The sequence below is a fragment of the Agrobacterium sp. YIC 4121 genome, from assembly GCF_002008205.1.
Classification (GTDB): domain Bacteria; phylum Pseudomonadota; class Alphaproteobacteria; order Rhizobiales; family Rhizobiaceae; genus Agrobacterium; species Agrobacterium leguminum.
In genome coordinates this window covers 12326-38265 of the sequence record NZ_MRDI01000013.1, presented here as the reverse complement: position 1 = coordinate 38265, position 25940 = coordinate 12326, and the positions used below count along the sequence as shown (strand labels likewise).

The 25940-nt window shown below is 60.7% G+C and carries 23 protein-coding genes; 12 read left to right on the top strand and 11 right to left on the bottom strand.

Features of this window, described 5'->3' with window-relative positions:
• The first annotated feature begins 28 nt into the window (after positions 1-28).
• The 3 genes from BTE54_RS12940 to BTE54_RS12930 are packed head-to-tail and all read left to right on the top strand — an operon-like array spanning position 29 to position 1196.
• Entirely contained in the window at positions 29-511 is a 483-nt protein-coding gene (locus tag BTE54_RS12940) for a helix-turn-helix transcriptional regulator (protein ID WP_078052725.1), read from the top strand.
• A gap of 14 nt (positions 512-525) precedes the next feature.
• Entirely contained in the window at positions 526-930 is a 405-nt protein-coding gene (locus tag BTE54_RS12935; protein WP_078052724.1) for a VOC family protein, read from the top strand.
• Between the two features lie 56 nt (positions 931-986).
• Positions 987-1196 carry a hypothetical protein gene (locus BTE54_RS12930; protein ID WP_223215672.1) on the top strand — a complete coding sequence of 70 codons (210 nt, stop codon included), beginning with the start codon at positions 987-989 and terminating at the stop codon, positions 1194-1196.
• A gap of 138 nt (positions 1197-1334) precedes the next feature.
• On the opposite strand, the gene BTE54_RS12925 is transcribed toward BTE54_RS12930, so the two are convergent.
• The gene (locus tag BTE54_RS12925; protein WP_065655500.1) at positions 1335-3155 is read right to left on the bottom strand and encodes an IlvD/Edd family dehydratase; all 1821 of its coding nucleotides are present in this window, start codon (positions 3153-3155) and stop codon (positions 1335-1337) included.
• Between the two features lie 523 nt (positions 3156-3678).
• Between BTE54_RS12925 and ytfQ the strand changes: the two genes are divergently transcribed.
• The 5 genes from ytfQ to BTE54_RS12900 all read left to right on the top strand — a co-directional run bounded on the left by ytfQ (position 3679) and on the right by BTE54_RS12900 (position 9010).
• On the top strand, positions 3679-4638 hold the full coding sequence (gene ytfQ, locus BTE54_RS12920) for a galactofuranose ABC transporter, galactofuranose-binding protein YtfQ (RefSeq protein ID WP_065655501.1): 960 nt from the start codon (positions 3679-3681) through the stop codon (positions 4636-4638).
• Between the two features lie 75 nt (positions 4639-4713).
• A complete protein-coding gene (locus tag BTE54_RS12915) occupies positions 4714-6237 on the top strand; it encodes a sugar ABC transporter ATP-binding protein (protein ID WP_078052722.1) in 1524 nt (507 codons plus the stop codon).
• Positions 6237-7280: an ABC transporter permease gene (locus BTE54_RS12910; protein ID WP_161987805.1), complete on the top strand. Its 1044-nt coding sequence runs from the start codon at positions 6237-6239 to the stop codon at positions 7278-7280. The genes BTE54_RS12915 and BTE54_RS12910 overlap by 1 nt, the downstream gene beginning before the upstream one ends.
• Positions 7277-8257: a galactofuranose ABC transporter, permease protein YjfF gene (gene yjfF, locus BTE54_RS12905; protein ID WP_078052720.1), complete on the top strand. Its 981-nt coding sequence runs from the start codon at positions 7277-7279 to the stop codon at positions 8255-8257. Before BTE54_RS12910 ends, yjfF begins: the two co-directional genes overlap by 4 nt.
• A gap of 18 nt (positions 8258-8275) precedes the next feature.
• Positions 8276-9010, top strand: a complete 735-nt coding sequence (locus BTE54_RS12900) for a FadR/GntR family transcriptional regulator (protein ID WP_078052719.1) — start codon at positions 8276-8278, stop codon at positions 9008-9010.
• 46 nt (positions 9011-9056) lie between these two features.
• Here BTE54_RS12900 and BTE54_RS12895 read toward each other — a convergent pair whose 3' ends face one another.
• On the bottom strand, positions 9057-10274 hold the full coding sequence (locus BTE54_RS12895; protein WP_078052739.1) for an MFS transporter: 1218 nt from the start codon (positions 10272-10274) through the stop codon (positions 9057-9059).
• A gap of 182 nt (positions 10275-10456) precedes the next feature.
• Between BTE54_RS12895 and BTE54_RS12890 the strand changes: the two genes are divergently transcribed.
• Entirely contained in the window at positions 10457-11395 is a 939-nt protein-coding gene (locus tag BTE54_RS12890) for an AraC family transcriptional regulator (protein WP_065655505.1), read from the top strand.
• A 9-nt stretch (positions 11396-11404) separates the two neighbouring features.
• Here the strand turns inward: BTE54_RS12890 and BTE54_RS12885 are convergent, their stop codons facing one another.
• The 3 genes from BTE54_RS12885 to BTE54_RS12875 are packed head-to-tail and all read right to left on the bottom strand — an operon-like array spanning position 11405 to position 16873.
• The gene (locus tag BTE54_RS12885; RefSeq protein ID WP_078052718.1) at positions 11405-14680 is read right to left on the bottom strand and encodes an error-prone DNA polymerase; all 3276 of its coding nucleotides are present in this window, start codon (positions 14678-14680) and stop codon (positions 11405-11407) included.
• Positions 14677-16194 carry a DNA polymerase Y family protein gene (locus BTE54_RS12880; protein WP_198939136.1) on the bottom strand — a complete coding sequence of 506 codons (1518 nt, stop codon included), beginning with the start codon at positions 16192-16194 and terminating at the stop codon, positions 14677-14679. Before BTE54_RS12880 ends, BTE54_RS12885 begins: the two co-directional genes overlap by 4 nt.
• Positions 16109-16873: an ImuA family protein gene (locus BTE54_RS12875; RefSeq protein WP_078052717.1), complete on the bottom strand. Its 765-nt coding sequence runs from the start codon at positions 16871-16873 to the stop codon at positions 16109-16111. The genes BTE54_RS12880 and BTE54_RS12875 overlap by 86 nt, the downstream gene beginning before the upstream one ends.
• Positions 16874-17101: 228 nt before the next feature.
• Here BTE54_RS12875 and BTE54_RS12870 point away from each other — a divergent pair, with 228 nt between their 5' ends.
• The 3 genes from BTE54_RS12870 (at position 17102) to BTE54_RS25270 (ending at position 19098) form a co-directional block, all read left to right on the top strand.
• Positions 17102-17455, top strand: coding sequence for a DUF1304 domain-containing protein (locus BTE54_RS12870; RefSeq protein WP_078052716.1), 354 nt, complete (start codon positions 17102-17104; stop codon positions 17453-17455).
• Positions 17456-17459: 4 nt separating this feature from the next.
• Entirely contained in the window at positions 17460-18731 is a 1272-nt protein-coding gene (locus BTE54_RS12865; RefSeq protein WP_078052715.1) for a glycerate kinase, read from the top strand.
• A gap of 118 nt (positions 18732-18849) precedes the next feature.
• Positions 18850-19098: a hypothetical protein gene (locus tag BTE54_RS25270; RefSeq protein ID WP_078052714.1), complete on the top strand. Its 249-nt coding sequence runs from the start codon at positions 18850-18852 to the stop codon at positions 19096-19098.
• A 72-nt stretch (positions 19099-19170) separates the two neighbouring features.
• On the opposite strand, the gene BTE54_RS12855 is transcribed toward BTE54_RS25270, so the two are convergent.
• The 6 genes from BTE54_RS12855 to BTE54_RS12830 all read right to left on the bottom strand — a co-directional run bounded on the left by BTE54_RS12855 (position 19171) and on the right by BTE54_RS12830 (position 25817).
• Positions 19171-20358, bottom strand: coding sequence for a Gfo/Idh/MocA family oxidoreductase (locus BTE54_RS12855; RefSeq protein WP_078052713.1), 1188 nt, complete (start codon positions 20356-20358; stop codon positions 19171-19173).
• Positions 20359-20379: 21 nt separating this feature from the next.
• On the bottom strand, positions 20380-21432 hold the full coding sequence (locus BTE54_RS12850; RefSeq protein ID WP_078052737.1) for a sugar phosphate isomerase/epimerase: 1053 nt from the start codon (positions 21430-21432) through the stop codon (positions 20380-20382).
• 145 nt (positions 21433-21577) lie between these two features.
• The gene (gene ugpC / locus BTE54_RS12845) at positions 21578-22651 is read right to left on the bottom strand and encodes a sn-glycerol-3-phosphate ABC transporter ATP-binding protein UgpC (RefSeq protein WP_065655513.1); all 1074 of its coding nucleotides are present in this window, start codon (positions 22649-22651) and stop codon (positions 21578-21580) included.
• 17 nt (positions 22652-22668) lie between these two features.
• The gene (locus BTE54_RS12840; RefSeq protein ID WP_078052712.1) at positions 22669-23517 is read right to left on the bottom strand and encodes a carbohydrate ABC transporter permease; all 849 of its coding nucleotides are present in this window, start codon (positions 23515-23517) and stop codon (positions 22669-22671) included.
• Positions 23510-24448, bottom strand: coding sequence for a sugar ABC transporter permease (locus tag BTE54_RS12835; RefSeq protein WP_078052711.1), 939 nt, complete (start codon positions 24446-24448; stop codon positions 23510-23512). The genes BTE54_RS12840 and BTE54_RS12835 overlap by 8 nt, the downstream gene beginning before the upstream one ends.
• 67 nt (positions 24449-24515) lie before the next feature.
• The gene (locus tag BTE54_RS12830; protein ID WP_078052710.1) at positions 24516-25817 is read right to left on the bottom strand and encodes an extracellular solute-binding protein; all 1302 of its coding nucleotides are present in this window, start codon (positions 25815-25817) and stop codon (positions 24516-24518) included.
• Positions 25818-25940 lie beyond the last annotated feature (123 nt).

Here is a 25940-nt window from a genome sequence, read left to right as displayed (position 1 = left end):
GACCGCGGGTTCATTCAATGATTGCCAAATGCGCCGGCCCGAAAAGAACTCTGCGAACAGAGACTTGCAACTGTTGCGCCGCCTTCTGCGGGCCAAGGATCATATGGACGCGGCGCCCCATGAGGCGTGGCCTGTTTCACGCCTTGCAAGCGTCAGCGGGGCCTCACAGGCGCACTTCGCGAGATCGTTTCGCGATGCTTTCGGCATACCCCCTCACCGCTATCTGCTAACACGGCGCGTGGAGCGCGCCGTGGCGCTGTTGCGTGACACGGACCTTCCGATCATCGACATCGCGCTGCAAACCGGCTGGAACAGCATCGGCACGTTCGGCCGTGTTTTCCGCGACGTGACGGGGGAAAACCCGAGTGAATTGCGGCGCAGGATGCGGCTTTTGCCTGCCGACCTTGAGCAGGTTCCCCATTGCTTCGTCAGCGCCGCACATCGTCCCCATCTCACAATCGCAGTTTCGGAGAAGCGCCGGCGAACGGAAAGCGGTAGGCACGGTGAGTGAAAGGGAGATAGCTCATGAAAAATGGTGTTCAACTTGTCGGGCTTTACGTTCATGACCAGGACAAAGCGCTGCAATTTTATGTCGAAAAAGTCGGATTTCGTCTGCATACGGACGCACGCAACGGCGATTATCGCTGGCTGACCGTGCAGCACCCGGACCAGCCGGATTTCCAGCTGGGCCTGTTTCGGCCGCAGGCCCCGACCGTTGATGAGGCGACGGCGCAGGATCTGAACGAAGCCGTGGCCAAAGGCGCCATGCCGCCGCTGGTTCTGGTGGTCGAGGATTGTAAGAAAGCCTTTGACGCCATGCACAAATGCGGCGTCGAATTCACCCAGGAACCGATCGCCCGCTACGGCTCGGTGGATGCGAGCTTCCGCGATCCTTCCGGCAATGGCTGGAAGCTCGTTCAGGCCCGCTGAAGCGCCGATGTGTCACATTCCATCATGGATGTTTTTTCTTGGGGGCGACTTTGATCTTGCGAAACTGGATAAGGCAGGGCCATCGGTGGCTGGGCATTCTGCTGACCGTCACCATTCTGGCGAACTTCGCTTCGATGGCCTTCGGCCCGACGCCACCGATGATCGTTTATGCTCCACTGGTGCCGCTGACTTTGCTTGTTCTCAGCGGGCTTTACATGTTCTTCCTGCCGTATTTAGGAAAGCCGCCAGCCCCATCGGGGAAGTAGGCAGGTAAGCAATGAGGCTATCGCGCCCTTCGGCCGCCCGCACGGTTCACGCGGTTGCGAAGCACGGTATCCAAAATGTTTCGGCCCCGGGTTTTACCCCGGGGCCGATTAAAAAGCGGTCGGCAAAACTGCCTAACCTTAGTGGTTGTCGCGCGGCAGGCCCTTGGTCTGGGCGATGCGCTGATACTTCACGGCCGGTTCCAGAACCGCGCCGGTTTCCATCTGGCTGACGATACCGCGCTGGATTTCCTGCCATGGCGTCTGGTGATCGGGGAACTTGTAACCGCCCTCAGCCGACAGCGCCTCGTAACGCTTGGCCAGTTCCTCGCCGGAAATCAGGATATCCGCCTTGCCACGGCCCACATCGATGCGGACGCGGTCACCCGTCTGCAGGATGGCGAGGCCACCACCGGCCGCCGCTTCCGGGGAAGCGTTGAGGATGGACGGGCTGCCCGACGTGCCGGACTGACGACCATCGCCGATGCAGGGCAGCGAATTGACGCCTTCCTTCAGGAGATAATCGGGCGCGCGCATGTTAACCACTTCCGCCGCACCCGGATAACCGATGGGACCGGCGCCGCGCATGAAGAGGATGGTGTTGGCGTCGATCTTCAGCGACGGATCGTCGATGCGGTGATGGTAGTCCTCCGGACCGTCGAACACCACAGCTCGGCCTTCGAAGGCTTCCGGATCGTTCGGGTTGGAGAGGTAACGGTTGCGGAACTCTTCCGAAATCACGCTCGTCTTCATGATGGCGGAGGAGAACAGGTTGCCGCGCAGGACGCGGAAGCCGGCACGTTCCTTGAGCGGCTGCTCATAGGGACGGATGACCTTCTCGTCTTCGATGATCGCGCCACGGCAGTTTTCGCCGATGGTCTTGCCGTTGACGGTCATGGCGTCTTCCATGATCAGTCCCTGGTTCATCAGCTGATTGACGACAGCCGGAACACCGCCGGCATGGTAATAATCTTCGCCGAGATATTCGCCGGCCGGCTGCAGGTTGACGAGCAGCGGCACATCTTCGCCATAGGTCTGCCAGTCATCCACCGTCAGCTCGACGCCGACATGGCGGGCAAGGCCGTTGAGGTGGATCGGCGCATTGGTGGAGCCGCCGATGGCCGAGTTGACGCGGATGGCGTTGATGAAGGCATCCTTGGTCATGATATCGGAAGGCTTCAGGTCTTCCTTGACCATTTCAACGATGCGCAGGCCGGTGAGGTAGGAGACTTCCTGACGGTCGCGGTAAGGCGCCGGGATGGCGGCGGAGCCCGGAAGCTGCATGCCGAGCGCTTCGGCAAGCGAGTTCATGGTCGTCGCCGTGCCCATGGTGTTGCAATAGCCGGTGGAGGGAGCCGACGAGGCGACGAGCTTGACGAAGCCCTGATAATCGATCTCGCCCTTCGCCAGCAGTTCGCGCGCCTTCCAGACGATGGTGCCGGAACCGGTGCGCTCGCCACGGAACCAGCCGTTCAGCATGGGACCGACGGAAAGGGCGATGGCCGGAATGTTGACGGTGGCCGCCGCCATAAGACAGGCAGGCGTGGTCTTGTCGCAGCCGATGGTCAGAACAACGCCATCGAGCGGATAGCCGTAAAGCACTTCCACGAGGCCGAGATAGGCAAGGTTGCGGTCGAGACCGGCGGTCGGGCGCTTGCCGGTTTCCTGGATCGGATGCACCGGGAATTCGATGGCGATGCCGCCCGCTTCACGGATGCCTTCGCGCAGGCGGTTCGCTAGTTCCAGATGGTGGCGGTTGCAGGGCGAAAGGTCCGAACCGGTCTGCGCAATGCCGATGATCGGGCGGTCGGACTGAAGCTCGGCCTGGCTGAGACCGAAGTTCATGTAACGCTCGAGATAAAGCGCGGTCATATCCGCGTTGGCGGGATTGTCGAACCACGCGCGCGAGCGAAGCTTGCCTCCCTTGCCCTGGGTTGCGGGAAGATTGTCGGATGTAGTCATGATGCGGGTCTCCAGCCGGAAGTGGCCAACGGTAAAATATTACGAAATGCGACAAGCTTATGTTGTGCGCAAGGAAAATGGAATCAGCTTTCGGAGATCACGCATAACCGACAGGGCAGCCCCAGACGAGTGATTTGGAGCTGTTCTTCGGCTTTAGCCGAATATTTTTCGGCATTTACGATGATACCGGCGTCGCGCAACGGCCTCTTCCTCCCTGCCTTGCCGGAATGCGTCTGGCCCGAAAGGCCCGGCACTCCGCCTCAGTCTGATATCTTTATTTATATTACTATTAGATGCCGTCATTGACTGTCAAGCCACATCGCGGGCCATTTTCGGCGTACTCAGACAGGGAAAGAGTATAATTTATTCCCACCCAAACCATTGATTTATTGTATTTTATGACAAAATTTAGTCTCAGTTCGTGAAAGCCAAATTGTGAAAAGGCTAAAAAACCGCTTTTCAAGAGTATTACTATATGCTCATAGTGTCGCCGTCACGCTGACATCATCTCTGGGAGGATAAGATGAGAAAAGCTCTTGCGGCATTCACTGTCGCCGTTTCCGCATGCCTTGCATCCAGTGTTTCCGCACAATCGCTTACCGTCGGCTTCTCGCAGATCGGTTCGGAATCCGGCTGGCGCGCAGCTGAAACAACCGTCACCAAGCAGCAGGCGGAGAAGCGCGGCGTCACGCTGAAATTCGCCGACGCACAGCAAAAGCAGGAAAACCAGATCAAGGCCGTTCGCGGCTTCATCGCGCAGGGCGTCGATGCGATCCTGATCGCTCCGGTCGTCGCAACCGGCTGGGACGCCGTGCTGAAGGAAGCCAAGGAAGAAAATATCCCTGTCATTCTGCTCGACCGCCAGATCGAGGCTTCTGACGATCTTTACCTCACCGCCGTGACCTCCGATCAGGTTCATGAAGGCAAGGTTGCCGGCGACTGGCTGGTCAAGGATGTCGGTTCCAAGGACTGCAAGGTCGTTGAATTGCAGGGCACGACCGGCTCTTCGCCCGCCATTAACCGCAAAAAGGGCTTCGAAGAGGCGATTGCCTCGCACAAGAACATCAAGATCGCACGCTCGCAGACGGGTGACTTCACCCGCACCAAGGGCAAGGAAGTGATGGAAAGCTTCATCAAGGCCGAAGGCGGCGGCAAGGATATCTGTGCGGTCTACGCTCACAATGACGACATGGCCGTCGGCGCGATCCAGGCGATCAAGGAAGCTGGCCTCAAGCCCGGAACCGACATCAAGGTCGTTTCCATCGATGCCGTGCCTGATATCTTCAAGGCCATGGCGGCCGGCGAAGCCAACGCCACCGTCGAACTGACGCCTGACATGGCCGGCCCTGCCTTCGACGCGCTCGAAGCCTACCTGAAGGACAAGAAGGCCCCGCCGAAGTGGATTCAGACCGAATCCAAGCTCTACACGGCGTCTGACGACCCGATGAAGGTCTACGAGGCGAAGAAGGGTCTGGGTTACTGATACCCCATTCTTCGGAAGGAGCGGCGCGTCGTTCGTGCCGCTCCATCATGGCATTCTTCATGCGGAACCTGCTCAATGTCCGAAACGGCACCACTTCTGGAAGCACGCGCCATCGGCAAATCCTTTTTGGGGATCACGGCGCTTGATGGCGTCGATTTTTCGCTTGGACATGGTGAAATCCATGCCCTGCTCGGCGAAAACGGCGCGGGTAAATCGACGCTCATCAAAATCCTGACCGGCGTTTATCACCGCGACAGCGGCTCGATCTTTCTGGAGGGCGCAGAGATTTCGCCCGCCAATGTGGGTGAGGCGCAGGCGCTCGGCATCGGCACGGTCTATCAGGAAGTGAACCTTCTCGAAAACCTGACGGTTGCCGAAAACCTGTTTCTCGGCCGCCAGCCGCGCCGCTTCGGGCTGATCGACCGCGGCACGATGCAGAAGAAATCGCAGGCGCTGCTTGCCCAATACGGGTTGTCCATCGACGTCAACGCGCTTCTCTCCAGCTATTCCGTGGCCATCCGGCAAATCATCGCCATTGCCCGCGCCGTCGATCTTTCCGGCAAGGTGCTGGTGCTGGACGAACCGACCGCCAGCCTTGATGCCCATGAGGTCGAGATGCTGTTTGGCGTCTTGAGAAACCTGCGCGCACGCGGCATCGGCATCGTCATCATCACCCACTTCCTTAATCAGGTCTATGATATCGCCGACCGGGTGACGGTGCTGCGCAACGGCCGTCTCGTCGGCACCCGCGACATCGGTAGCCTGCCGAGGTCCGAACTCATTTCGATGATGCTCGGTCGCGAGCTTCAGCACATCACCCATGAACATCAGGCGACCGAAGATACGGTTGCCGAGGGCGAACCGCCGATCCGTTTCGAAGGTTACGGCAAACGCGGCAGCATCGCGCCTTTCGATCTCGGCATCCGGCCAGGAGAGATTGTCGGCGTCGCCGGGCTGCTGGGTTCGGGCCGGACGGAAACAGCCTTCCTGTTGTTCGGCATCGACCGGCCGGATACCGGAAAGGCTGTCATCGACGGCCAGACAGTGGCGATTTCTTCGCCGGAAGCCGCCATTACCGCCGGGTTCGGCTTCTGTCCGGAAGAGCGCAAGACGGACGGCATCATCGGCGACTTTTCCGTCACAGATAATATTGCATTGGCGCTTCAGGCACGGCAGGGCTGGGCACGGCCGCTGTCGCGCCGACAGAAGGCGGAACTGGCCGAAAGCTTTATCAAGTCGCTCGATATCCGCCCGGCCGATCCCGAGCGGCCGATCAAATTCCTGTCCGGTGGCAACCAGCAGAAGGCCATTCTGGCGCGCTGGCTCGCCACTCACCCCCGGCTACTGATCCTCGACGAGCCGACACGCGGCATCGATATCGGCGCGCATGCGGAAATCCTGAAAATGATCGAAAAACTCTGCAGCGAGGGCATGTCGCTCGTCGTCATCTCCTCCGAACTGGAAGAGCTTACCGCAGTTGCCCATCGTGTGGTCGTGCTCTCCGACCGCCGCCATGTCAGCGAATTGAAAGGCGGCGAAGTGACCGCCGACAACATCATGCGGGCGATTGCCGATGCGGCGAAAACGGAGGCGGCGTGATGGTGGCTGTGACACGACGCCTAAAAAGGCTTGCTCCCCAGCTTGCCGCGCTCTTCATCATTCTGGCAGCGATTACAATCCTTTCGCCGGGTTTCCTGCATGTCTCGTTTCAGAACGGCCGGCTCTATGGCAGTCTGGTGGATATTCTCGTGCGCGCCGCACCCGTGGCGCTTTTAACCATCGGCATGACGCTGGTCATCGCCACCAAGGGCATCGACCTTTCCATCGGCGCCGTCATCGCCATCTGCGGCGCGGTCGCGGCCACGCTCATCAGCAATGGCCATTCCATTCCTTCCGTCATCGTCATCTCGCTTGCGGTGGGCATCGCCTGTGGCCTGTGGAACGGTGTGCTCGTCGCCCTTCTCGACATCCAGCCGATCATCGCCACGCTGATCCTCATGGTGGCGGGGCGCGGCATCGCCCAGCTCATCACCGAAGGCGTCATTCTCACCTTCAACAACGACAGCTTTTCCGCCATCGGTTCCGGCTCGTTCGCGGGCATTCCGCTGCCCGTCATCATCTGGGTGGCGGCGGCGCTCACGATCGGGCTTCTGGTGCGCAAGAGCGCGCTCGGCTTCCTGATCGAGGCGACCGGCATCAATCGTCGCGCGGCAGCGCTTGCCGGCGTACGGGCCCGTTTCCTCTTGTTTTTCGTCTATGCGGTTTCCGGCCTCTGCGCGGCCATCGCTGGCATGATCGTGACTGCCGATATTCGCGGCGCGGATGCCAACAATGCCGGGCTTTGGCTGGAACTGGACGCCATATTGGCGGTAGTCATCGGCGGCACGTCGCTGAATGGCGGGCGCTTCTCCATCACCGCCTCGCTGATCGGCGCGCTGATCATCCAGACCATCAATACCGGCATTCTCGTTTCGGGCTTTCCGCCGGAATTCAACCTCATCATCAAGGCCGGCATCATCATGGTGGTGCTGACGCTGCAATCGCCGGCGATCATGACGGTGCTTGGCTTCGTGAAAGCGCCGAAGCCACACGCCAAACCGGCGGCCACCAATGGCATGACCAAGGAAGGAACCGCGCGATGATCCACAGCCGCAACCTGCCCTTCCTCACCACTCTGACGATCTTCGTCATCGCCTATCTCCTCTGCGTGCTGCAATATCCGGCGATCTTTTCCACGCGGGTGATCGGCAACCTTCTGACCGACAATGCCTTCCTCGGCATCGCGGCCGTCGGCATGACCTTCGTCATCCTGTCGGGCGGCATCGATCTGTCCATCGGTTCAGTCATCGCCTTTACCAGCGTCTTCGTCGCCGTCATGGTCGGCACCTATAATATCCACCCGCTGCTCGCCTTCGCCATCGTGCTGGTTGTCTCGACGCTGTTTGGCTGCCTGATGGGGGCGATGATCCGCTTCCTGTCGATCCCACCTTTCGTGGTGACGCTGGCGGGCATGTTTCTGGCGCGCGGCGCGGCTTACCTCATCTCCACCCAGTCCGTGCCGATCTCGCATCCCTTCATCGATGCGATACAGGGCTTTTATTACCGCTTTCCCGGCGGCGGCAGGCTGACGGCGCTAGCCATGCTGATGCTTCTCGTCTTCGCCGCCGGCATGCTGATCGCCAGCCGCACCCGCTTCGGCGCCAATGTCTATGCGCTTGGCGGCAACCCGCAATCGGCCGAGCTGATGGGCGTGCCGATCGGGGCCACGACCATCGGCATATATGCGCTTTCCGGTTTCCTCTCCGGCCTCGCCGGCATTGTCTATACGCTCTACACGTCGTCAGGTTATTCGCTGGCGACGGTGGGCGTGGAGCTCGACGCCATCGCCGCCGTCGTCATTGGCGGCACTCTGCTAACCGGCGGCACGGGGCTTGTGGCAGGAACCTTCATCGGCCTTCTGATACAGGGCTTGATCCAGACCTACATCGTTTTTGACGGGACGCTTTCCTCCTGGTGGACGAAAATCGTCATCGGCGTGCTGCTTTTCGTCTTCATCGTGTTGCAGCGCGCAATCATCTGGTATTCAAACAGGAGACTGGCCGGACCGCATCCGGCATAATTGCCAAGGGAGGCTTGCTTGGGGCTGCTCGAAACGACGATAAGCGGGCGAAAACGCCGGAACAGCCACGCCCATGTGGTCTCCGAACTCGGCAGCGCCATCGTCTCGGGCAGAATTGCGGAAGGCTCCCTGCTGCCCAATGACGCGGAACTCTCCATGCGCTTCGGCGTCTCGCGCACCGTGCTGCGCGAAACCATGAAGACGTTGGCGGCCAAGCGGCTGGTGGAGCCCAAGGCGAAAGTGGGCACCCGCGTTCTCGACCGCTCAAGCTGGAACTTCTTCGATCCGGATGTGCTGGGCTGGCGCTGCGAGGCCGGCATAGACCAGGAATTCGTCACGCATCTGGCGGAGATCCGTCTGGCGCTGGAACCGGCGGCGGCAGCGGCAGCGGCCCTGCAGGCCTCCAATGACGATATCGTTTCGCTTTACGTCATCGCCGCCAAATTCGACAATCCGAAACATACGCCGGAGAGCATCGCCAAGGTCGATCTCGAATTCCACCTTGCCGTGGCGCATATGTCCGGCAATCCCTTCATGCGCTCGGCAAGCGGGCTGATCGAAGCAGCACTTGCCATTTCCTTCCAGCTCTCGTCGCCGGCCGCTTCGCCTGGCACCATCGCCGAAATCGCGTCCAATCATCTGCGCATCGTACATGCGATTGCGGCGCGTGACGCGGATACGGCGGTGAAAGCCATGCGCCACGTGATCGAGGTCGGTAAAGACCGGACGCAGAAGGCGATCAAGACGGTTTGAGGAGTTGTAAGACCCGCAGGAATGCGGGTCCGTTTTCTTAGACCAATTATCCCCGCGATGCCTCGACCTGCGGCACCACGCCACGGCGCGACGCCATCAGCGATGCGCCGAGAAGGGCGGCAATCGCCACGAAGACGAAGACCATCGTCGCCCCCTGAAGATCGATCAGCAGGCCGCCCAGAACCGCACCGCTGGAAATGGCGATCTGGAACGTGGTGAGCAGCAGCGCGCCGGCGCTTTCCGCCTCATCGGAAGCGGCCCGCGTGATGAAGCTCTGCACACTGACCGGGAGCGCACCGAAGGTAAAACCCCAGGAGGCGATGGCAAGGCCGGCAATCAGGGGCGACGCACCCGCAACGACCAGAACGGAAGCCGATGCCGCGATGAGAGTCGCGGCGAACGTCACTGCCCATGCCGTGTTTTTCTCGGAGAGGAAACCGCCGAAAAGATTGCCGAAAAAGCCGCTGACACCATAAACCAGAAGGACGAGGGAAATCGCCTCGACGCCAAGAAGCGTGACGTCTTCCAGGAATGGACGAACATAGGTGAAACCGGCAAAATGACCCGCAACGATGAACAGCGTCGTCAGAAGGCCGATCCGAACCTGCGGCCGCTGCAACAGCCGGAACATGGTGGAAAGACCGGGTGCGCCAGCCGGCGGCAGCGACGGAACGGTGAGCAATTGCACGAAAAGTGCGATGACACCGAGCGCACCCGCAACCACAAAGGCCGAGCGCCAGCCAAGCGTCGCCCCGATCCACGCGCCCACCGGCGCTGCACAGACGGTGGCGACCGAAACCCCTGTCAGGATGATGGCCATGGCGCGCGGCATCTTCTCAAGCGGCACCAGCCTCAGCGCCAGCGCCGCAGACATGGCCCAGAAGCCGCCAAGGCCGATGCCGAGCAGGACACGCGAGGCGAACAGCATGAAAAGACCGTTGGCGAAGGCGGCCAGCGTGCTGGAAATGATCAGCAGCGTGGTCAGCCCAAGCAATGTCCAGCGACGGTCGATGCTGCGTGTGCCGATGACGACGCCGGGGCCGGCGACCGCCGCGACCAGCGCCGTAACGGTGATGGATTGACCGGCAATGCCGGAGCTGACGGCGAGATCGACCGAAAGCGGCGTGAGAAGGCTGACCGGCAGGAACTCCGCCGTCACCAGCCCGAAAACGCCGAGCGAAAGCGAAACCACGGCCGCCCATTTCGCATCCGGCTCTGTCTTGCGCGGCACATATTCAAGCTCGTTTATGGTCCGGTTGTTCATGAAAATCTCCTGATGCGCATTCCCGGAATGCGTCCTGAAACGGAAAGGCAAAGTGGTGAAACCGGTGGGAGCCAGGTTCAACAACCGTAAATCGATGCACATAAGCTATGCGTGACATCCCGGCGTTTCCATGCTAGAAAATCCACATTCCTTAACCAAACATCCGAATTTGCGAGCAAGCCATGAATGATGCCCTGACCGAAATGTTGCGTGGCCTGAGGCTCGATGGTGTCGAATACGGCCGGTGCCGCATGGCCACACCCTGGGCGACGGCTTTTCCCGAACAGGAAGCCGCGCGGTTTCATTTCATCGGCGTCGGTCAGGCGAAATTGCTGAAACCTTCCGGGGAATGGCTGACGCTGACCTGCGGCGACGCCGTGCTTCTGCCGCGAGGGCACGCCCATGTGCTGGGCAGTGGCGAGGATGTGAAGCCCGCCCTTTTCGACCGCTTCGGCAAGAAGGAAGTCTGCCAGGGCATCTTCGACATGGAATGCGCGAGCGCCGGCGGCGATACCGTGGCCTTTACCGCTTCGATGCGTTTCAACATGGACAATCTGCACCCGCTGCTGCAGCTGATGCCGGATGTGATGCTGACCAGCGATCTGGCCAAAAGCGACCCGGCTATCCCCCATCTGCTTGAAGCCATGACGCGCGAGGTGGAACTGAACCGCGTGGGCGCGGGCGGCATTCTGGCACGGCTTGCCGATGTGCTGACCGCGACGTTGATCCGCACATGGGTGGAATATGGCTGCGGCGATTCCAGCGGCTGGCTGGCCGCCGTGCGCAATCCCGAACTCGGGCGGGTGCTGGCCGCCATCCACCTCAACCCCGAAAAGGACTGGAGCGTGGAGGAGCTTGCCTCGCTGATGGGCGCATCCCGCTCCAGTTTCGCGGAACGTTTCACCCGCATAGTGGGCGAAAGCCCGGCCCGTTACGTGGTGCGCGTGCGCATGCATCAGGCGCGGCTGTGGCTGCGCGAAGGCATGCGCGTGACGGTGGCGGCGGAAAAGCTCGGTTACGATTCCGAAGCCTCCTTCAGCCGCGCCTTCAAACGCGTGCTCGGCGCGCCGCCCAGCCAGTTCCGCAGGAAGGACACGGCCGGGCTGGAGGATGCGGCATAGGAATTTGTCTCAGTGGAAATTGCGGGAAATGACCTTTATCCGCTCCACCTCATCTTCATCATCGACTGTAGCGGGCGGGCGTTTCCTAATGGTGCGATGATCCTCCGGCGGCATGCCGTGGTGGAACTCATCGCCGCGCCCATGCGGCAGGGGAAAGGCGCGGTTGCGCTCACCCACACTTGCCAGCGCTTCCGACAAATCGGTCAGCCGGTGGGCGACCAGATGCACCACCTCGCCTTCCCGCTGGATCTTGCCGTAAATGCCTACCATGCCGGCAGACAGCACCACACGCCGGTATTTTTCGAAGGTCTTGACCCAAAGGACAGCATTGGCAATGCCGGTCTCGTCCTCCAGCGTCATGAAGATCACGCCTTTCGCCGAGCCGGGACGCTGGCGCACCAGCACCAGACCCGCCGTTTCCAGCCATGTGCCATCACGCACACGCACCGCCTCCGCGCAGGTAACAATGCGACGGCGGGAAAGATCGCGCCGCAGGAAGGTCATGGGATGTTCGCGCAGGGTCAGCCCCACATGGCCGTAATCCTGCACAACCTCGCCGCCATCAGTCATGGGCCTGAGCGCAACGGAGGGCTCCTGAAGCTCTTCGATAACGGCATCTTCCCTGACGGCAGCGGCGGCGAAAAGCGGCAGCGGCTCATCCCGCAAAGCCTTGATGGCCCAGAGCGCTTCGCGTCTGGCAAGCGAAAGCGACGGCAGAAAGGCATCGGCTTCGGCGAGACAGACAAGGGCGGCGGCAGGAACGCCCGCCCTTCGCCATAGATCGTCGACGGAGGCGAAAGGCCGATCCTGCCGGGCGGCGACAATATCGGCGGCATGATCATTGGAGAGCCCCTTCACCATGCGCAGGCCAAGCCGCACGGCGTAAAGCTCTTTACCATCGGCATCGCTCTTGCCGGTCGGTTCCAGCGTGCAATCGAAGCGGCTGTTATTGACGCAGACCGGGCGCACTTCCACGCCATGATCGCGCGCATCGCGCACGATCTGCGCGGGGGCGTAAAATCCCATGGGCTGCGAATTGAGAAGCGCCGTGCAGAAAATATCGGGATAATGGCACTTCAGCCATGAAGAGGCATAGGCAATCAATGCGAAGGAGGCCGCATGGCTTTCGGGAAAACCATAACTGCCGAAACCTTCGAGCTGTTTGAAGATGCGTTCGGCGAAGTCCTGCTCATAACCGCGCTCCACCATGCCATCGATCAGATCCTGTCTGAATTTGGAGATGGTGCCGACATTCTTGAAGGTTGCCATGGCACGGCGCAACTGATCCGCCTTGCCGGGAGAAAAACCGGCGCATTCGATGGCGACGCGCATGGCCTGCTCCTGAAACAGCGGAACGCCCAGCGTCTTGCCCAGAACTCTTCGCAATTCTTCCTTAGGATAATGAACCGGCTCCTTTTCCTGCCTTCGGCGAAGGTAGGGATGCACCATATCGCCTTGAATTGGGCCAGGACGAACGATAGCCACCTGAATGACGAGATCGTAGAATTCCTTCGGTTTAAGCCGCGGCAGCATGGACATCTGCGCCCGGCTTTCAATCTGGAAGGTGCCCAGCGTATCGGCCTTCTGGATCATGGCAAAAGTGGCATCGTCCTTGGGCGGCATGGAAGTGAGATCGTATTTCTTGCCGTCCCGTGCCTCCAGCATGTCGAAGCCGCGTTTCATGCAGGAGAGCATGCCGAGCGCCAGACAATCCATTTTCATGAATTTGACGATATCGATATCGTCCTTGTCCCACTCGATGATCTGGCGGTCATCCATGGCAGCGGGCTCGATCGGCACCAGCTCGTCCAGCCGGTCATGGGTCAAAACAAAGCCGCCCGGATGCTGGCTGTGGTGACGCGGTGTGCCGACAAGCTGATTGGCAAGTTCAAAGGCAAGTTGCAGGCGGCGGTCCTCCATATTGAGGTTCAACTCTTTCACCTGCTTTTCGCCGACCCCCTCGCTCCACCGCCACACTTGCGAGGAGAGAAGTTTGGTCAAATCTTCCGGTAACCCCAGAACCTTACCGACATCCCGCAGCGCCCCACGCCCGCGATAACGGGTAACAACCGAACAAAGCGCAGCCTTGTCCCGACCATAGGTGTCATAAACCCACTGGATGACCTCCTCACGCCGCTGATGTTCGAAATCCACGTCGATATCAGGCGGTTCGCGCCGTTCTTCGGAGACGAAGCGTTCGAACAGGAGATCAACCTTTACAGGATCGATGGCGGTTATGCCGAGCACGTAGCACACCACCGAATTGGCCGCCGAGCCGCGTCCCTGGCAGAGAATATCCTTCCCGCGCGCAAATTGGACAATGGCGTTCACCGTCAGAAAATAGGGGGCATATTCCAGCCGGCCTATTAGCCCCAGCTCATGATGCAGCGCCTTCTCCACCTTTTCCGGCAGACCATGCGCATACCGCCCCGGCACCGCTTCCCATACCATCTTCTCCAGCGCCTGCTGCGCCGTCAGCCCCGGCAGGCTGCGCTCCTCGGGATATTGATAGACCAGCTCCTCCAGCGAAAATTTGCAGCGCTTCGCGATTTCGAGACTGCGGGCCAGCGCCTCGGGGTAACGGACAAACAGCCGGTGCATCTCTTCCGGCGGTTTCATGTAACGGTCGGCGTGGCGCTCGCGGCGGAAACCGGCCTCATCGATGGTGCAATTGTGCCTTATGCAGGTGACGACATCCTGCAGCATCCGCCGCTCGGGCACATGAAACAGCACGTCATTGGTCACCACGGTCGGGACACCTGCAGCTAGCGCCAAGTTCGACAGTTCGAAAAGCCGCATCTGGTCGTTGGGGCGTCTTCTGAGGCTAAGCGCCATATAGGCCCGGTCCGCAAAAGCTGTCTTCAGCCGGCGCAGGCGAAGCGCGCATAGATCGTCGGCCAGATCGGCGAGCAGCACCACGATCAGGCCTTCGCCGTAGGCGACGAGATCGTCCCAAGCAAGCCGGCATTTGCCCTTGCCGCCTCTTTTCTTGCCGACGGAAAGCAGCCGGCAAAGCCGGCCGTAGGCCGGGCGATCCATGGGATAGGCAAGCACGGAGATATCATCATCCAGATCGAGCCGGCAGCCGATGACGAGGCGGATGCCATGATTATTGGCGGCTTCATAAGCGCGGGGAATGCCCGCAAGGCTGTTGCGGTCCACGATACCAAGCGCCTCGATGCCGAGATTTTTGGCCTGTTCGAACAGCTCCTCGCAGGAGCTTGCGCCGCGCAGGAAGGAGAAATGGGTGGTCACCTGAAGTTCGGCATAACGCGGCGCATTCATGCGAAAACCCCGTGGATGAACCAGCCCTGCGAGCCGGTCTCGGCATGTTCGCCGTCACCGGAACGGAAAATCCAGAAGCGCTCGCCGCTTTCATTTTCCACCGTGAAATAATCGCGCACGGCGGCCTTTTCCCGGTCGCGTTTCCACCATTCGCCGAACACCCGCTCCGGCCCGTCGGCGCGGCGCACATTGTGGCGCACGCCTTTCCAGAGGAAATAACGGGGGGGATGGTCCGGCAGCAGCGCCAGCGTTTCGATGGGTTCCGGCCTTGCAAAAAGCCTGACCGGGCGCGGCCAGTGGCCGGGCCAGCCGAGCCTATCCTCAGGTGCCAGCGCCGCAACCCGGGCAACGGAGCGCTCCGGCACATCGCTCGCCACCGCCGCATAACGATAGACCCTGTGGCCGCGATTGAGAATGACATCAACCGTATCGGCGATGTCCGCACGGCCTTCCTCCAGAAGCGAGGATCGGGCCTGCGCGGCGACAAGCGGCTCGGCATGGGTGGCGGTCAGCACCATCATCTCGATGCCGAAACCGGGATCGATGGTGTCGATACGGTCGGTCAGAAGCCGGACAAGCTGTTTAATGTCGCGCACCGGTCTGGAGGTGCCGGCCCGCACCGCCTGCAGGCCGCTATCGACCCGGTGCAGCACCAGATCGACACGGCGGGCGCCGAGGCCGCGCTTTTCCAGCGCGACACAAAGCTCCGGAACCAGTTTTTGCGTATAACGGGCAATCGTCTCCGCCGCTGCAATGGGTTCGGGAAAGGCGCACCGCACCTCCACCAGCTCGGCCACGCGCACCGGTTCGATGGGTTCACCGATCTCCCCCAAAGCCTGGGAAAGACGGCGCACGAGTTCGGGGCCGAAACGCAGGGTGAGCGGCGCACGCGGTGCTTCGGCCAGCTCGCCGATGCTGCGGAAACCGAGCACCTTCAACTCGGAAACGATCCGCTCTTCCAGCCTCAACGCGGCAAGTGGCAAGCCGCTGACCGCCACACGCTGCCCGCCCGGCGGCACGATGCTGATCGCCTCACGGCCAAAACGCGCCAGCGCATGGGCCGCTCCCCAGCTATCGGCAATGGCGGCGCGGGCGCTAAAGCCGGCGGCATGCAGGCGGTTGACCATGCCGCTCAGCATCAGCGCCTCATTGCCGTGCAGATGGTCCGCCCCCGCCGTGTCCAGCACCAGCCCGTCCGGCGGGTCGGCGGCGACGATGGGGGCATAGATGCGCAGGAAATGAAAAGCCAGCTGTTGCAGGGCGCGGGAATCTCCATCCGCATCCAGATCTTCCACGATAAGGCCCGGCACCAGCGCCTGCGCCTTGCTGACCGGCGTGCCCGGCCGGATGCCCGCCGCCTTTGCCGCCTTGTCGAGCGCCAGCACCAGCCGGCGGCTGCCATGGCGGCCAATCATGACCAGCGGCTTTTCAACCGGCGGCGCGTCCTTGCCCGAAAGACGCCGGAAACGATCCGTCGGCCATGTCGGCAGGTAGAGCGAGACGACCCTTTGCATCACAGGCTTCCACTTCAAATTCGGCACTTTCGCCGCCGCGACATCGCAAAAGTTCCAGAAACCAGCGCGGTCTGCCCACCCCCGGCACCGGCAAGGCGGATGAGGGCCGGACGGAGATGCGCCAGCGGGTCATCGCCGCCGTCGGCTCGCCGAACAGCGCCGCATCGGCCGCACGCCGGAAGCGACGAATGGCGATGCCGGTAACACCGGAGGTTTCCGCCGCCAGTTGCAGCCGCCGCGAGGCGTTCATCGGCAACTTCGCCAGCTCGCCCATCACCGCGCCGAAACCGTTGCAGCGTAAGCCCTCCTCGAAACAGTCGAGCACACCTTTCTCATCGCGGCATTCAACGATGATGACCCGGTTCTGCGACAGGCCGGCCTGCGTCAGCCCCGGCATGAACAGATCCCGGCGGGTGACACACCATAAAACCTTGCCGGAAAGCCGTGCCGCCACACCGGCCGCAAAAAGGGCGGCCGCCGCGCCATCGGCAGCGCCATTGCCGCCGCTGCTCACCTCATGCAGGCAACCGAGCTTCAGCCCGCCTCCCGGCAGGCGATGGTCGATGGCATCCACGCCGAAAGGCAAGGTCTCGTGCAGGCGCGGAGCGCCGTTACCGATCCTTTCCAGCCTTTCACGCAGCTCTTCGACAACGAGCAACTGATCCGCGCGCTTTTGCATGGCATGACAGGTTTCAATTCCGGTTATTCATCTTTATTGTTCCTGTTTTGTTCCCATTTCAGCAAAGAGTCAAGCAATAGGCTGCCGGTCTTCAACAGTTTGCACGGGAAGAGAGGATTCTGGCCTTGCGGCCCTCTGCCCTGCCGTTAAAACGGAATTGTCCGCTCGCCGCCTGTTTTACCCTGACAGCCGCCGGCAACGGACATCATGGTTTGGAGGAAACCGCCGATGATCGCCAGCATTCTGATTGCCGTGGTTGCGGCCATCCATATTTACATCGTCATTCTGGAAATGCTGCTGTGGGAAAAACCAGCTGGCCGAAAGGCCTTCGGTCTTTCGGCGGATTTTGCCCGGCAGACGAAAGTACTGGCCGCCAATCAGGGACTGTATAACGGTTTTCTCGCAGCGGGGCTGATCTATGGGCTGATGCAGGGCGATGAAGGGCTGAGCTTCAAGGTTTTCTTCCTGACCTGCGTTCTGGTGGCCGGTATTTTCGGCGCCATCACCGCCAATATGAAGATCCTGTTCATTCAGGCATTGCCGGCATTGTTCGCGCTCGGCTTCCTCTGGATCGGAGCATGAACCGATGAGCGCATGGAACGATCACAGCGCAAAAGACGCCCTCAACCGGATTTTCATGGCGGCAGTCGCAAGCGCCGATCCGGCAAAGGCGCTGCAACACCACCTTCCCTCCCCGCCCAAAGGCCGCTGCGTTGTGGTGGGCGCCGGCAAGGCTTCGGCCGCCATGGCTGCCGCGCTCGAAGCGGCATGGCCGCATGTCGATCTTTCCGGTGTGGTGGTGACGCGTTACGGCCATGCCGTCCCGACTGCGCGCATCGAGATCATCGAAGCTTCGCATCCGGTGCCGGACGATAAGAGCGCGGAAGCGGCAAAACGCATTCTCGCAGCCGTTGAAGGCTTGACGGCGGACGACATGGTCATCGCGCTGATTTCCGGCGGCGGTTCGGCGCTGATGGTGGCACCTGCCGAAGGCATGACGCTTGCCGACAAGATGGCCGTCAATCGTGCCCTTTTGGCCAGCGGCGCGACGATTTCCGAAATGAACGCCGTGCGCAAACATCTCTCCCGCATCAAGGGCGGGCGGCTGGCGCTGGCTGCCAAACCGGCCAGGGTCGTTTCTCTGCTGATTTCCGATGTACCGGGAGACGATCCCTCCGAAATCGCTTCCGGCCCGACGGTTGCCGATCCGAGCCATATTGAAAGCGTGCGGGAAATCGTCTCCCGTTATGCGCTCGATCTTCCCGAAAACGTGCGCAAGGTGCTGGAAAAAGGCGAGGAAACCCCCAAGGCGGGCGATATCGAGGAGGATATCCGGCTCATCGCCGCCCCTTCGCTCGCCCTGCAGGCGGCGGCGGATGAGGCGGTGAAACTCGGGCTTACGCCGCTCATCCTCGGAGATTCGCTGGAGGGTGAATCAAAAGATGTCGGCGCTGTCATGGCCGGCATCGCGCTTTCCGCCAGCCGTAAGGGCCTGCCGGTGAAAGGCCCGGCCGTGCTGCTTTCCGGCGGCGAAACCACAGTGACAATCGGCAAGGGACCGGCCGGCAAGGGCGGCCGCAATACGGAATTCCTGCTGAGCCTTGCGCTGACGCTGAAGGGTGCGGACGGCATCTGGGCCATTGCCGGCGATAGCGACGGCATAGACGGCGTGGAGGATGCGGCAGGTGCGGCGGTGACACCGGACACGCTTGCCCGCATGCGCGAAGCCGGTGTCGATCCGCGCCAATCGCTCGTGAGCCACGACAGCTACACCGCTTTCAGGGCAGCAGGAGACCTTGTCGTGACGGGGCCGACGCTGACGAATGTGAATGATATCCGCGCGATTTTGATCGGGTGATAGCGGAGAAGTTCGCAACGATTACGGGCTTTCCCGCGCGTGGATCGCGGAGGGAAGACGTTTTGACTATGCCCTCCGACAGGAGTAATCTGGCGGGATATCCTTTGGAGCCTCAGCCATGCGTCCTGGAGTGCTCATACTTGGCCTGGTCATGGCCCTTATTCCGACTTTGGCGGATGCCCACAATTGCAAATGCCGAAATCGAGGCGTCATGTTCCAGCTCGGCCAGACATCCTGCCTGAAGGTCGATGGCAGCTCTTATCTCGCGCGCTGCGAGATGAAGCTCAACGTTTCGTCATGGACAAAGATTCAGGACGGTTGCCCCATAACAGAAAGGGTGCAGACGCAGTCAACCCGCGTCAATTGATCCCATCGGCAGATGACGCCAAGGGCATCTTCTCCCCGGCATCGGGGAGAAGAAATACGCGGCAACCTAGTCTTACAGCTTCACCCAGCCGCCATTCTTCTTGCCGGACTCGATGCAGGCCGTGACGAAAGCGACACCTTTAACCCCGTCGTCCACGGTCGGGTAAATCACCGCCTTGTCGAGCGCCGAGCCGCTGCGGCGGGCTTCGATGGCATGCGCCGCCTCGGTATAGATGGTGGCGAAGGCTTCGAGATAACCTTCCGGGTGGCCGGACGGAATTCGGGTGACGCGCGCTGCGGCAGCCCCTGCCCCGGCGCCGCCGCGGGTGATCAATTGCTTGGGTTCGCCAAGCCTCGTGAACCAGAGATAGTTCGGGTCCGCCTGCGTCCACTCGATACCGGCCTCGTCGCCATAAACACGAACCTTCAGCCCGTTTTCGTGACCGACCGCAACCTGGCTGCACCAGAGCAGCCCCTTGGCCGCCTGCTTGCCGCCCTTTTGCTTGAAGCGCAGCATCACATGCGCATTGTCGTCCAGCCGTCGGCCTTCGACAAAGGTGTGCACATCTGCCGCCAGCTCATCCGCTTCCAGACCGGAAATGAAGCAACCGAGATTATAGGCATGGGTGCCAATATCGCCGGTGGAGCCGCCGACGCCCGATTGCGCCGGATCGGTGCGCCAGACGGCCTGTTTCGCACCGGTCTGCTCCACTGCTTCCGTCAGCCAGTCCTGCGGATATTCCATCTGCACCAGACGGATATTGCCGAGTTCACCGGCCTCCACCAGTTCCCGCGCGTGCCGCACCATGGGATAGCCGGTATAATTATGCGTCAGGATGAACAGGGCATCGACCTTGTCGGCCACCTGCTTCAGCTTTTTGGCGTCCTCCAGATTGGAGGTCAGCGGCTTGTCGCAGATGACATGGATGCCGCGCTCCAGAAACGCCTTGGCGGCCGGATAATGCACATGGTTCGGGGTGACGATCGCCACCGCCTCGATGCCATCCTCGCGCAGCGCTTCCTTTTCGGCCATTTCCTCGAACGAACCGTAGCAGCGCTCGGGATCGAGCCCCAGTTCACGGCCGGAGGCTAGGGATTTTTCCGGCGTCGAGGACAGGGCCCCCGCCACGAGATCGAAGCGATTGTCGAGCCGCGCCGCCATGCGGTGAACGCCACCGATAAATGCGCCCGAACCGCCACCCACCATGCCAAGGCGAATCCGCCTGTTCGCCTTGTCGGTTGTCTTTCCTTCAATAGCCATAATATCTCCCCTGAAATGCTCTCAAAGCCCAAGCATACGGCGGTTGGCCGCATCGTCCGTGCCGCTCGATGCGAAATCGTCAAAGGCTTTTTCCGTGACGCGGATGATATGCGCCTTGACGAATTCGGCTCCTTCCCGGGCACCGTCTTCAGGATGCTTCAGCGCGCATTCCCACTCGACCACGGCCCAGCCATCGAAATCATTGGCCGCCATTTTCGAGAAGACCGCACCGAAATCCACCTGCCCGTCGCCCAGCGAACGGAACCGGCCCGCGCGGTTGACCCAGCCCTGATAACCGCCATAAACGCCCTGCCGTCCGGTCGGATTGAACTCCGCGTCCTTAACGTGGAACATCTTGATGCGGTCTTTGTAAATGTCGATATTGTCGAGATAATCGAGGCATTGCAGAATGTAATGCGACGGATCGTAGAGCATGTTGGCGCGCTTGTGGTTCTTCACCCGCTCCAGGAACATCTCGAACGTCACGCCATCATGCAGGTCTTCGCCGGGATGGATTTCGTAGCAGACATCCACACCCTGCTCATCGGCATAATCGAGGATCGGCGTCCAGCGTTTCGCCAACTCGTCGAAGGCTGTTTCCACCAGACCGGCCGGGCGCTGCGGCCACGGGTAAACGAAGGGCCAGGCAAGCGCACCGGAGAAGGTCGCATGCGCCTTGATGCCGAGATTCTTCGAGGCTTTCAGCGCCAGCTTCACCTGCTCCACCGCCCATTGCTGACGCGCGTTTGGATTGCCGCGCACTTCAGGCGCTGCAAAACCGTCGAAGGCCTCGTCATAGACCGGGTGAACGGCAACCAGCTGGCCCTGCAAATGGGTGGAAAGCTCGGTCACCTCGACACCGTTCTGGCGCGCGACCCCGGCAAATTCGTCGCAATAATCCTTCGATTCCGCCGCTTTTTTGAGATCGATCAGCTGTCCGGCCCAAGTCGGCACCTGCACGCCGGCATAGCCCTTTTCCGCCGCCCATTTGGTAATGCCATCCCAGCTGTTGAAAGGTGCGGCATCGCCGGCAAACTGACCGAGAAAAAGACCCGGTCCCTTGATCGTTCTCATAAAAATCTCCTCCTGCATCGATACAGTTTCGCGGTAATCCGCTTTTTTTCCCAAGCGCCAAGCTAACCGCTCGTGATTTTCAAACAAGCCCCAAAAGCGGAGGGACGAGAGAATTTCCGCATTTCGTTGAAAATGCGGAAGGCGCTTAAAGCGCCAGTCCGCTCGCCCTGTCGAAGACGTGCACACGCTCATGGTGCACGGTGGCGGCAAAGGGGGTGTTGACCTTGACCGGCTGCTCGCCATCCACGACCGCCGTCACATGATCGCCCGCCAGTTCGAATATCACATGGGTCTGTGCGCCCGTCGGCTCCACCAGCAGTGTCCGGCCGGAGAGAGACACATCACCGCCGATGGCCGAGCCGATATGTTCCGGCCTCAAGCCAATCGTCACCGGCTGGCCGCGTTTCACCTTTCGAGAGGCGGCAATGCGGATCGCGGTTCCGTCCTTCAGCCGGGCGGCAGGCTGGTCTCCCTCGCCATCGACCACGCATTCGATGAGGTTCATGGCGGGTGAGCCGATGAAGGCGGCGACGAAGAGATTGGCGGGCGTCTTGTAGAGCTCGAGCGGCGTGCCCTGCTGTTCGATGCGACCGTGATTGAGCACCACGACCCGATCCGCCAGTGTCATCGCCTCGATCTGGTCGTGGGTGACATAGATTGAGGTGGTGCCGACCTTCTGGTGCAGCGCCTTGATTTCGCTGCGCATCTGCACGCGAAGCTTGGCGTCCAGGTTGGACAGCGGCTCATCGAACAGGAAGACGGCCGGATTGCGCACCACCGCGCGGCCCATGGCGACACGCTGGCGCTGGCCACCGGAGAGTTGTGAGGGCTTGCGATCCAGCAGCTTGCCGAGATCGAGCATGCGAGCGGCTTCCGCCACGCGCTCCTCGATCACATTTTTCGGCTGGCCGGCAAGCTTCAGGTTGAAGCCCATGTTTTCCGCCACCGTCATATGCGGATAAAGCGCATAGGACTGGAACACCATGGCGATGTTGCGCTCACGCGGGGTCATGCCATTGACCACCTTGTCTCCGATGAGAATATCTCCATCGGTGATTTCCTCCAGCCCGGCGATCATACGCAAAAGCGTGGACTTGCCGCAGCCCGAAGGCCCGACCAGCGCGATGAATTCACCGTCCGCAATATCGAGCGAGATCCCGTGAATGACATCAAGCGCGGCATAGGACTTGCGGATATCCCTAAGTTCGACGGAAGCCATGTTTTGCTCCTTTCACGTCACGATTTGACGGCACCGGCCGTCAGGCCCGCGATGATGTGTTTCTGTGCGAGGAAGAAGACGATGACGGTCGGCAGGATCGTCAGCGTGATGAAGGCGAGAACGAGCTGCCATTCGGTGCCGAATTCACCGCGATAGACCATGATGCCGAGCGGCCAGGGATATTTCGATTCCGAATTTAGCATGATCAGCGGCAGGATATAGCTGTTCCAGCTGCCGACGAAGGAAACGATGCCGACGGTCGCCACGATCGGCCGCGAGAGCGGCACGGAAATGTGCCAGAAGAAGCGCAGATAACCGCACCCATCCACGAAGGCGGCCTGAAACAGCTCCTCCGGCAGATTGCGGAAATAATTGCGGAACAGGAGAATGCTCATGCCAAGCCCGAAGGCCACCTGCGGCAGCACCACACCCCAATAGGTGTCGAGCAGGCCGAGATCGCGGATGCGGATGAACAACGGCAGGATGGCGGTGGCCGCCGGGAACATCAGCCCCAGCAGGAAATAATTCAGCAGGAAGGACGAGCCGAAGAACTTCACATGCGCGAAGGTGAAGGCGGCCATGGCCGAGACGGTCAGCGTCAGGAATACCGTCAACAGCGCGATGACCAGCGAATTGAAGATTTGCAGCCAGTATCGTTTGCCGAAAAGAATATCGCCGTAATTGGCCCATTGCCATTCGGCCGGGATGCCGAACGGGTTAACGCGCAGGTCTCCCAGCGTCTTGAAGCCGCCAAGCGCGGTGGTGAGCAACGGGATGAGCACGATGGCCGCGATCAGGCTCAGCGATATATAAAGATAGAGCTTGGTTTGCAGCGGCATGCGGACGGAGGTGGATGTGTCAGTCATGGCGCATGAAAATCCTTTTGTAACCGAAGGCGAGCGTCACGCAGATGACGAAGAGAACGACGCCGACCGCGCTGCCAAGCCCCACCTGCATGCGCATGACGCCGTAGGTGTAGAGGAAGGTGACCATGGTCTGCGTGGAGTTGGACGGCCCGCCGCCGGTGAGCGGCATGATCATGTCGAAGAGCTGCAGCGAGCCGATGACCGCAAAGAAGACGGACAAGCGAACGGTGGAGCCGAGCATCGGCAAGGTGACGTATCGGAATTTCTGCCAGCCGGAAGCGCCATCGATTTCGGCTGCTTCCAGCACATTCTTGTCGACGGATTGGAGGCCGGCGATGAACAGCATCATGTGAAAGCCGAAATATTTCCAGACGATGACGCCAAGCACGGCATAGATCGCCACATCCTTATCGGCCAGCACATAGGGATTGGCGAAACCGAAGAAATTGGAAATGGCGGCAAACAGGCCATAATCGCCATCATAAACGAAACGCCAGATCAGACCCGCCGCGACGTCAGCGAGAACGTAAGGCAGAAAGAACACCAGGCGGAAGGCGACGACGCCGGGAATGCGGTGCGCCAGCATCATGGCGAGCCAGATGGCCAGCGGAATCTGGATCAGGATCGAAATGAGGATGATGAGGCCGTTATTGATCAGGGCCTGCGAGAATGCGGCATTGCCGAAAAGCACCTGGAAATTCTTCAGGCCGACAAAATCGGTCGGCGTGCCGTAGCCGTTCCAGCGGTAAAGACTGTACCACGCCGCCTCGCCCATGGGCAGGATGACGAACAGGGTAAAGAGCAGCAGTGCGGGCGGCAGGAAGACCAGAAGGGTCAGCGCCCGGTCATGCGCGACCGAGCTTTGCTTGCGCTTTGTCTTCGCCGCGCCGCGCGCCGGTATGGACGCAGAAGTCATGGAAATATCCGTCATCTCTATCCGCTTTCATGGAGGCAGATAAGCAGCGCCGCACATTCGCGGCGCCGCCATGGAAACCAGATCAGCGCAGTTCGAATGCGTCCTGAATCTGCTGGGCACCCTCTTCGGCAGTCATCTGGCCGGAAACGATCTCAACCGAGATATCGTTGACGACACGACCGACGGCAGCGCCGAGCGTCTGGTCGAAGAAGTTCTGGTGCCAGGTGGAAGCAGCCAGCTGCTTGGCGGAATCCGCCAGCAGCGGGTTCTTCACCGCACCGGCAGCCCCTGTGGCAACCGGCAGGATCATACCGGCGGTCGCCATTTTCTCTTCGCTTTCCTTGCTGGTAAGGAAGGTGGCGAAATCGATCGCTTCCTTGGACGCGTTTTTCGTGACAGCCCAGCCGTTCAGGCCGCCCAGCGTATCTGTGGCCTTGCCCGCACCGCCCTCGACAACCGGGAAGGCGAAGCGGCCGATATTGTCTGCGGCCAGCCCCTTGCCGTCACCGGCATTCTTGCGCTGGTTGGCTTCCGTATTGTCGAAACCGAGAATAATCGCTGCCTTGCCGTCACCGAAGACACCGAGCGCCTGTGGCCAGGTGGAGCCGAGATAACCGGGCTGGAAGGGTTCGAGCTTGCCGAACTCGGCCAGCTGTTCACCCGCCTTGATGATCGCCGGATCCATGAAACCTTCGCCTTCGCCCTTGCGGGCGGCATCGAACACGGCCTGCCCGCCATTGCGCATGACGAGATAGCTCCAGTAGAAATGGATCGGCCATTTTTCACCGCCGCCACCGGCAATCGGGACGATGCCCGCTTCCTTGATCTTCTTGACCGTGGCGCTGAAATCGTCCCAGGTCTTGATGTCCTCGGCCTTCACGCCGGCCTTGGCAAACAGCTCCTTGTTGTAAAAGAAGCTGACGAGGCTGACACGGTAAGGCACGGCCCAGACCTTACCGTCGAAAGACAGGCCGTCGATTGCGGATGTATTATAGGCCTGCCGCAGCTTGCCCCCATTGGCGTCGAAAACCTCGGTCAGATCCTTCAGCGCACCGGTCTTGGACTGTTCCTCAAGGACGCCGCCACCCCAGCTATAGAAGAAATCCGGCACGTCGTTGGATTGCAGCAGCGTCGGCAATTTCGCCTTGAAAGCCTCGTTTTCGAGGAACTGCAGCTGAATATCGACATCGGGGTGCTTGGCCTCGTATTCCTTGGCGATCTCCTCCCAGACAGCCACGGATTTCGGGTCCAATTCCACATGCATCCATTTAACGACGGTCGCCGCCGAGGCGCTGGCCGCGCCGAGCATCAGGGCTATGCTTGTCGTTGCGGCAAAAGCGATCCGCCTGCCGCTCAGGCTTGCGCCTGCGTGCCAATAGGTCATGTTCGTGATCCTCCCTGGGGTTCCTCACCATTTATTCCCCAATGCGGATTAATTCACCCCACACCCTGCCCAATGTCAAGGCGGGTTGCTGATTTTTTACCCTGATGGCTTGACACACCCCTC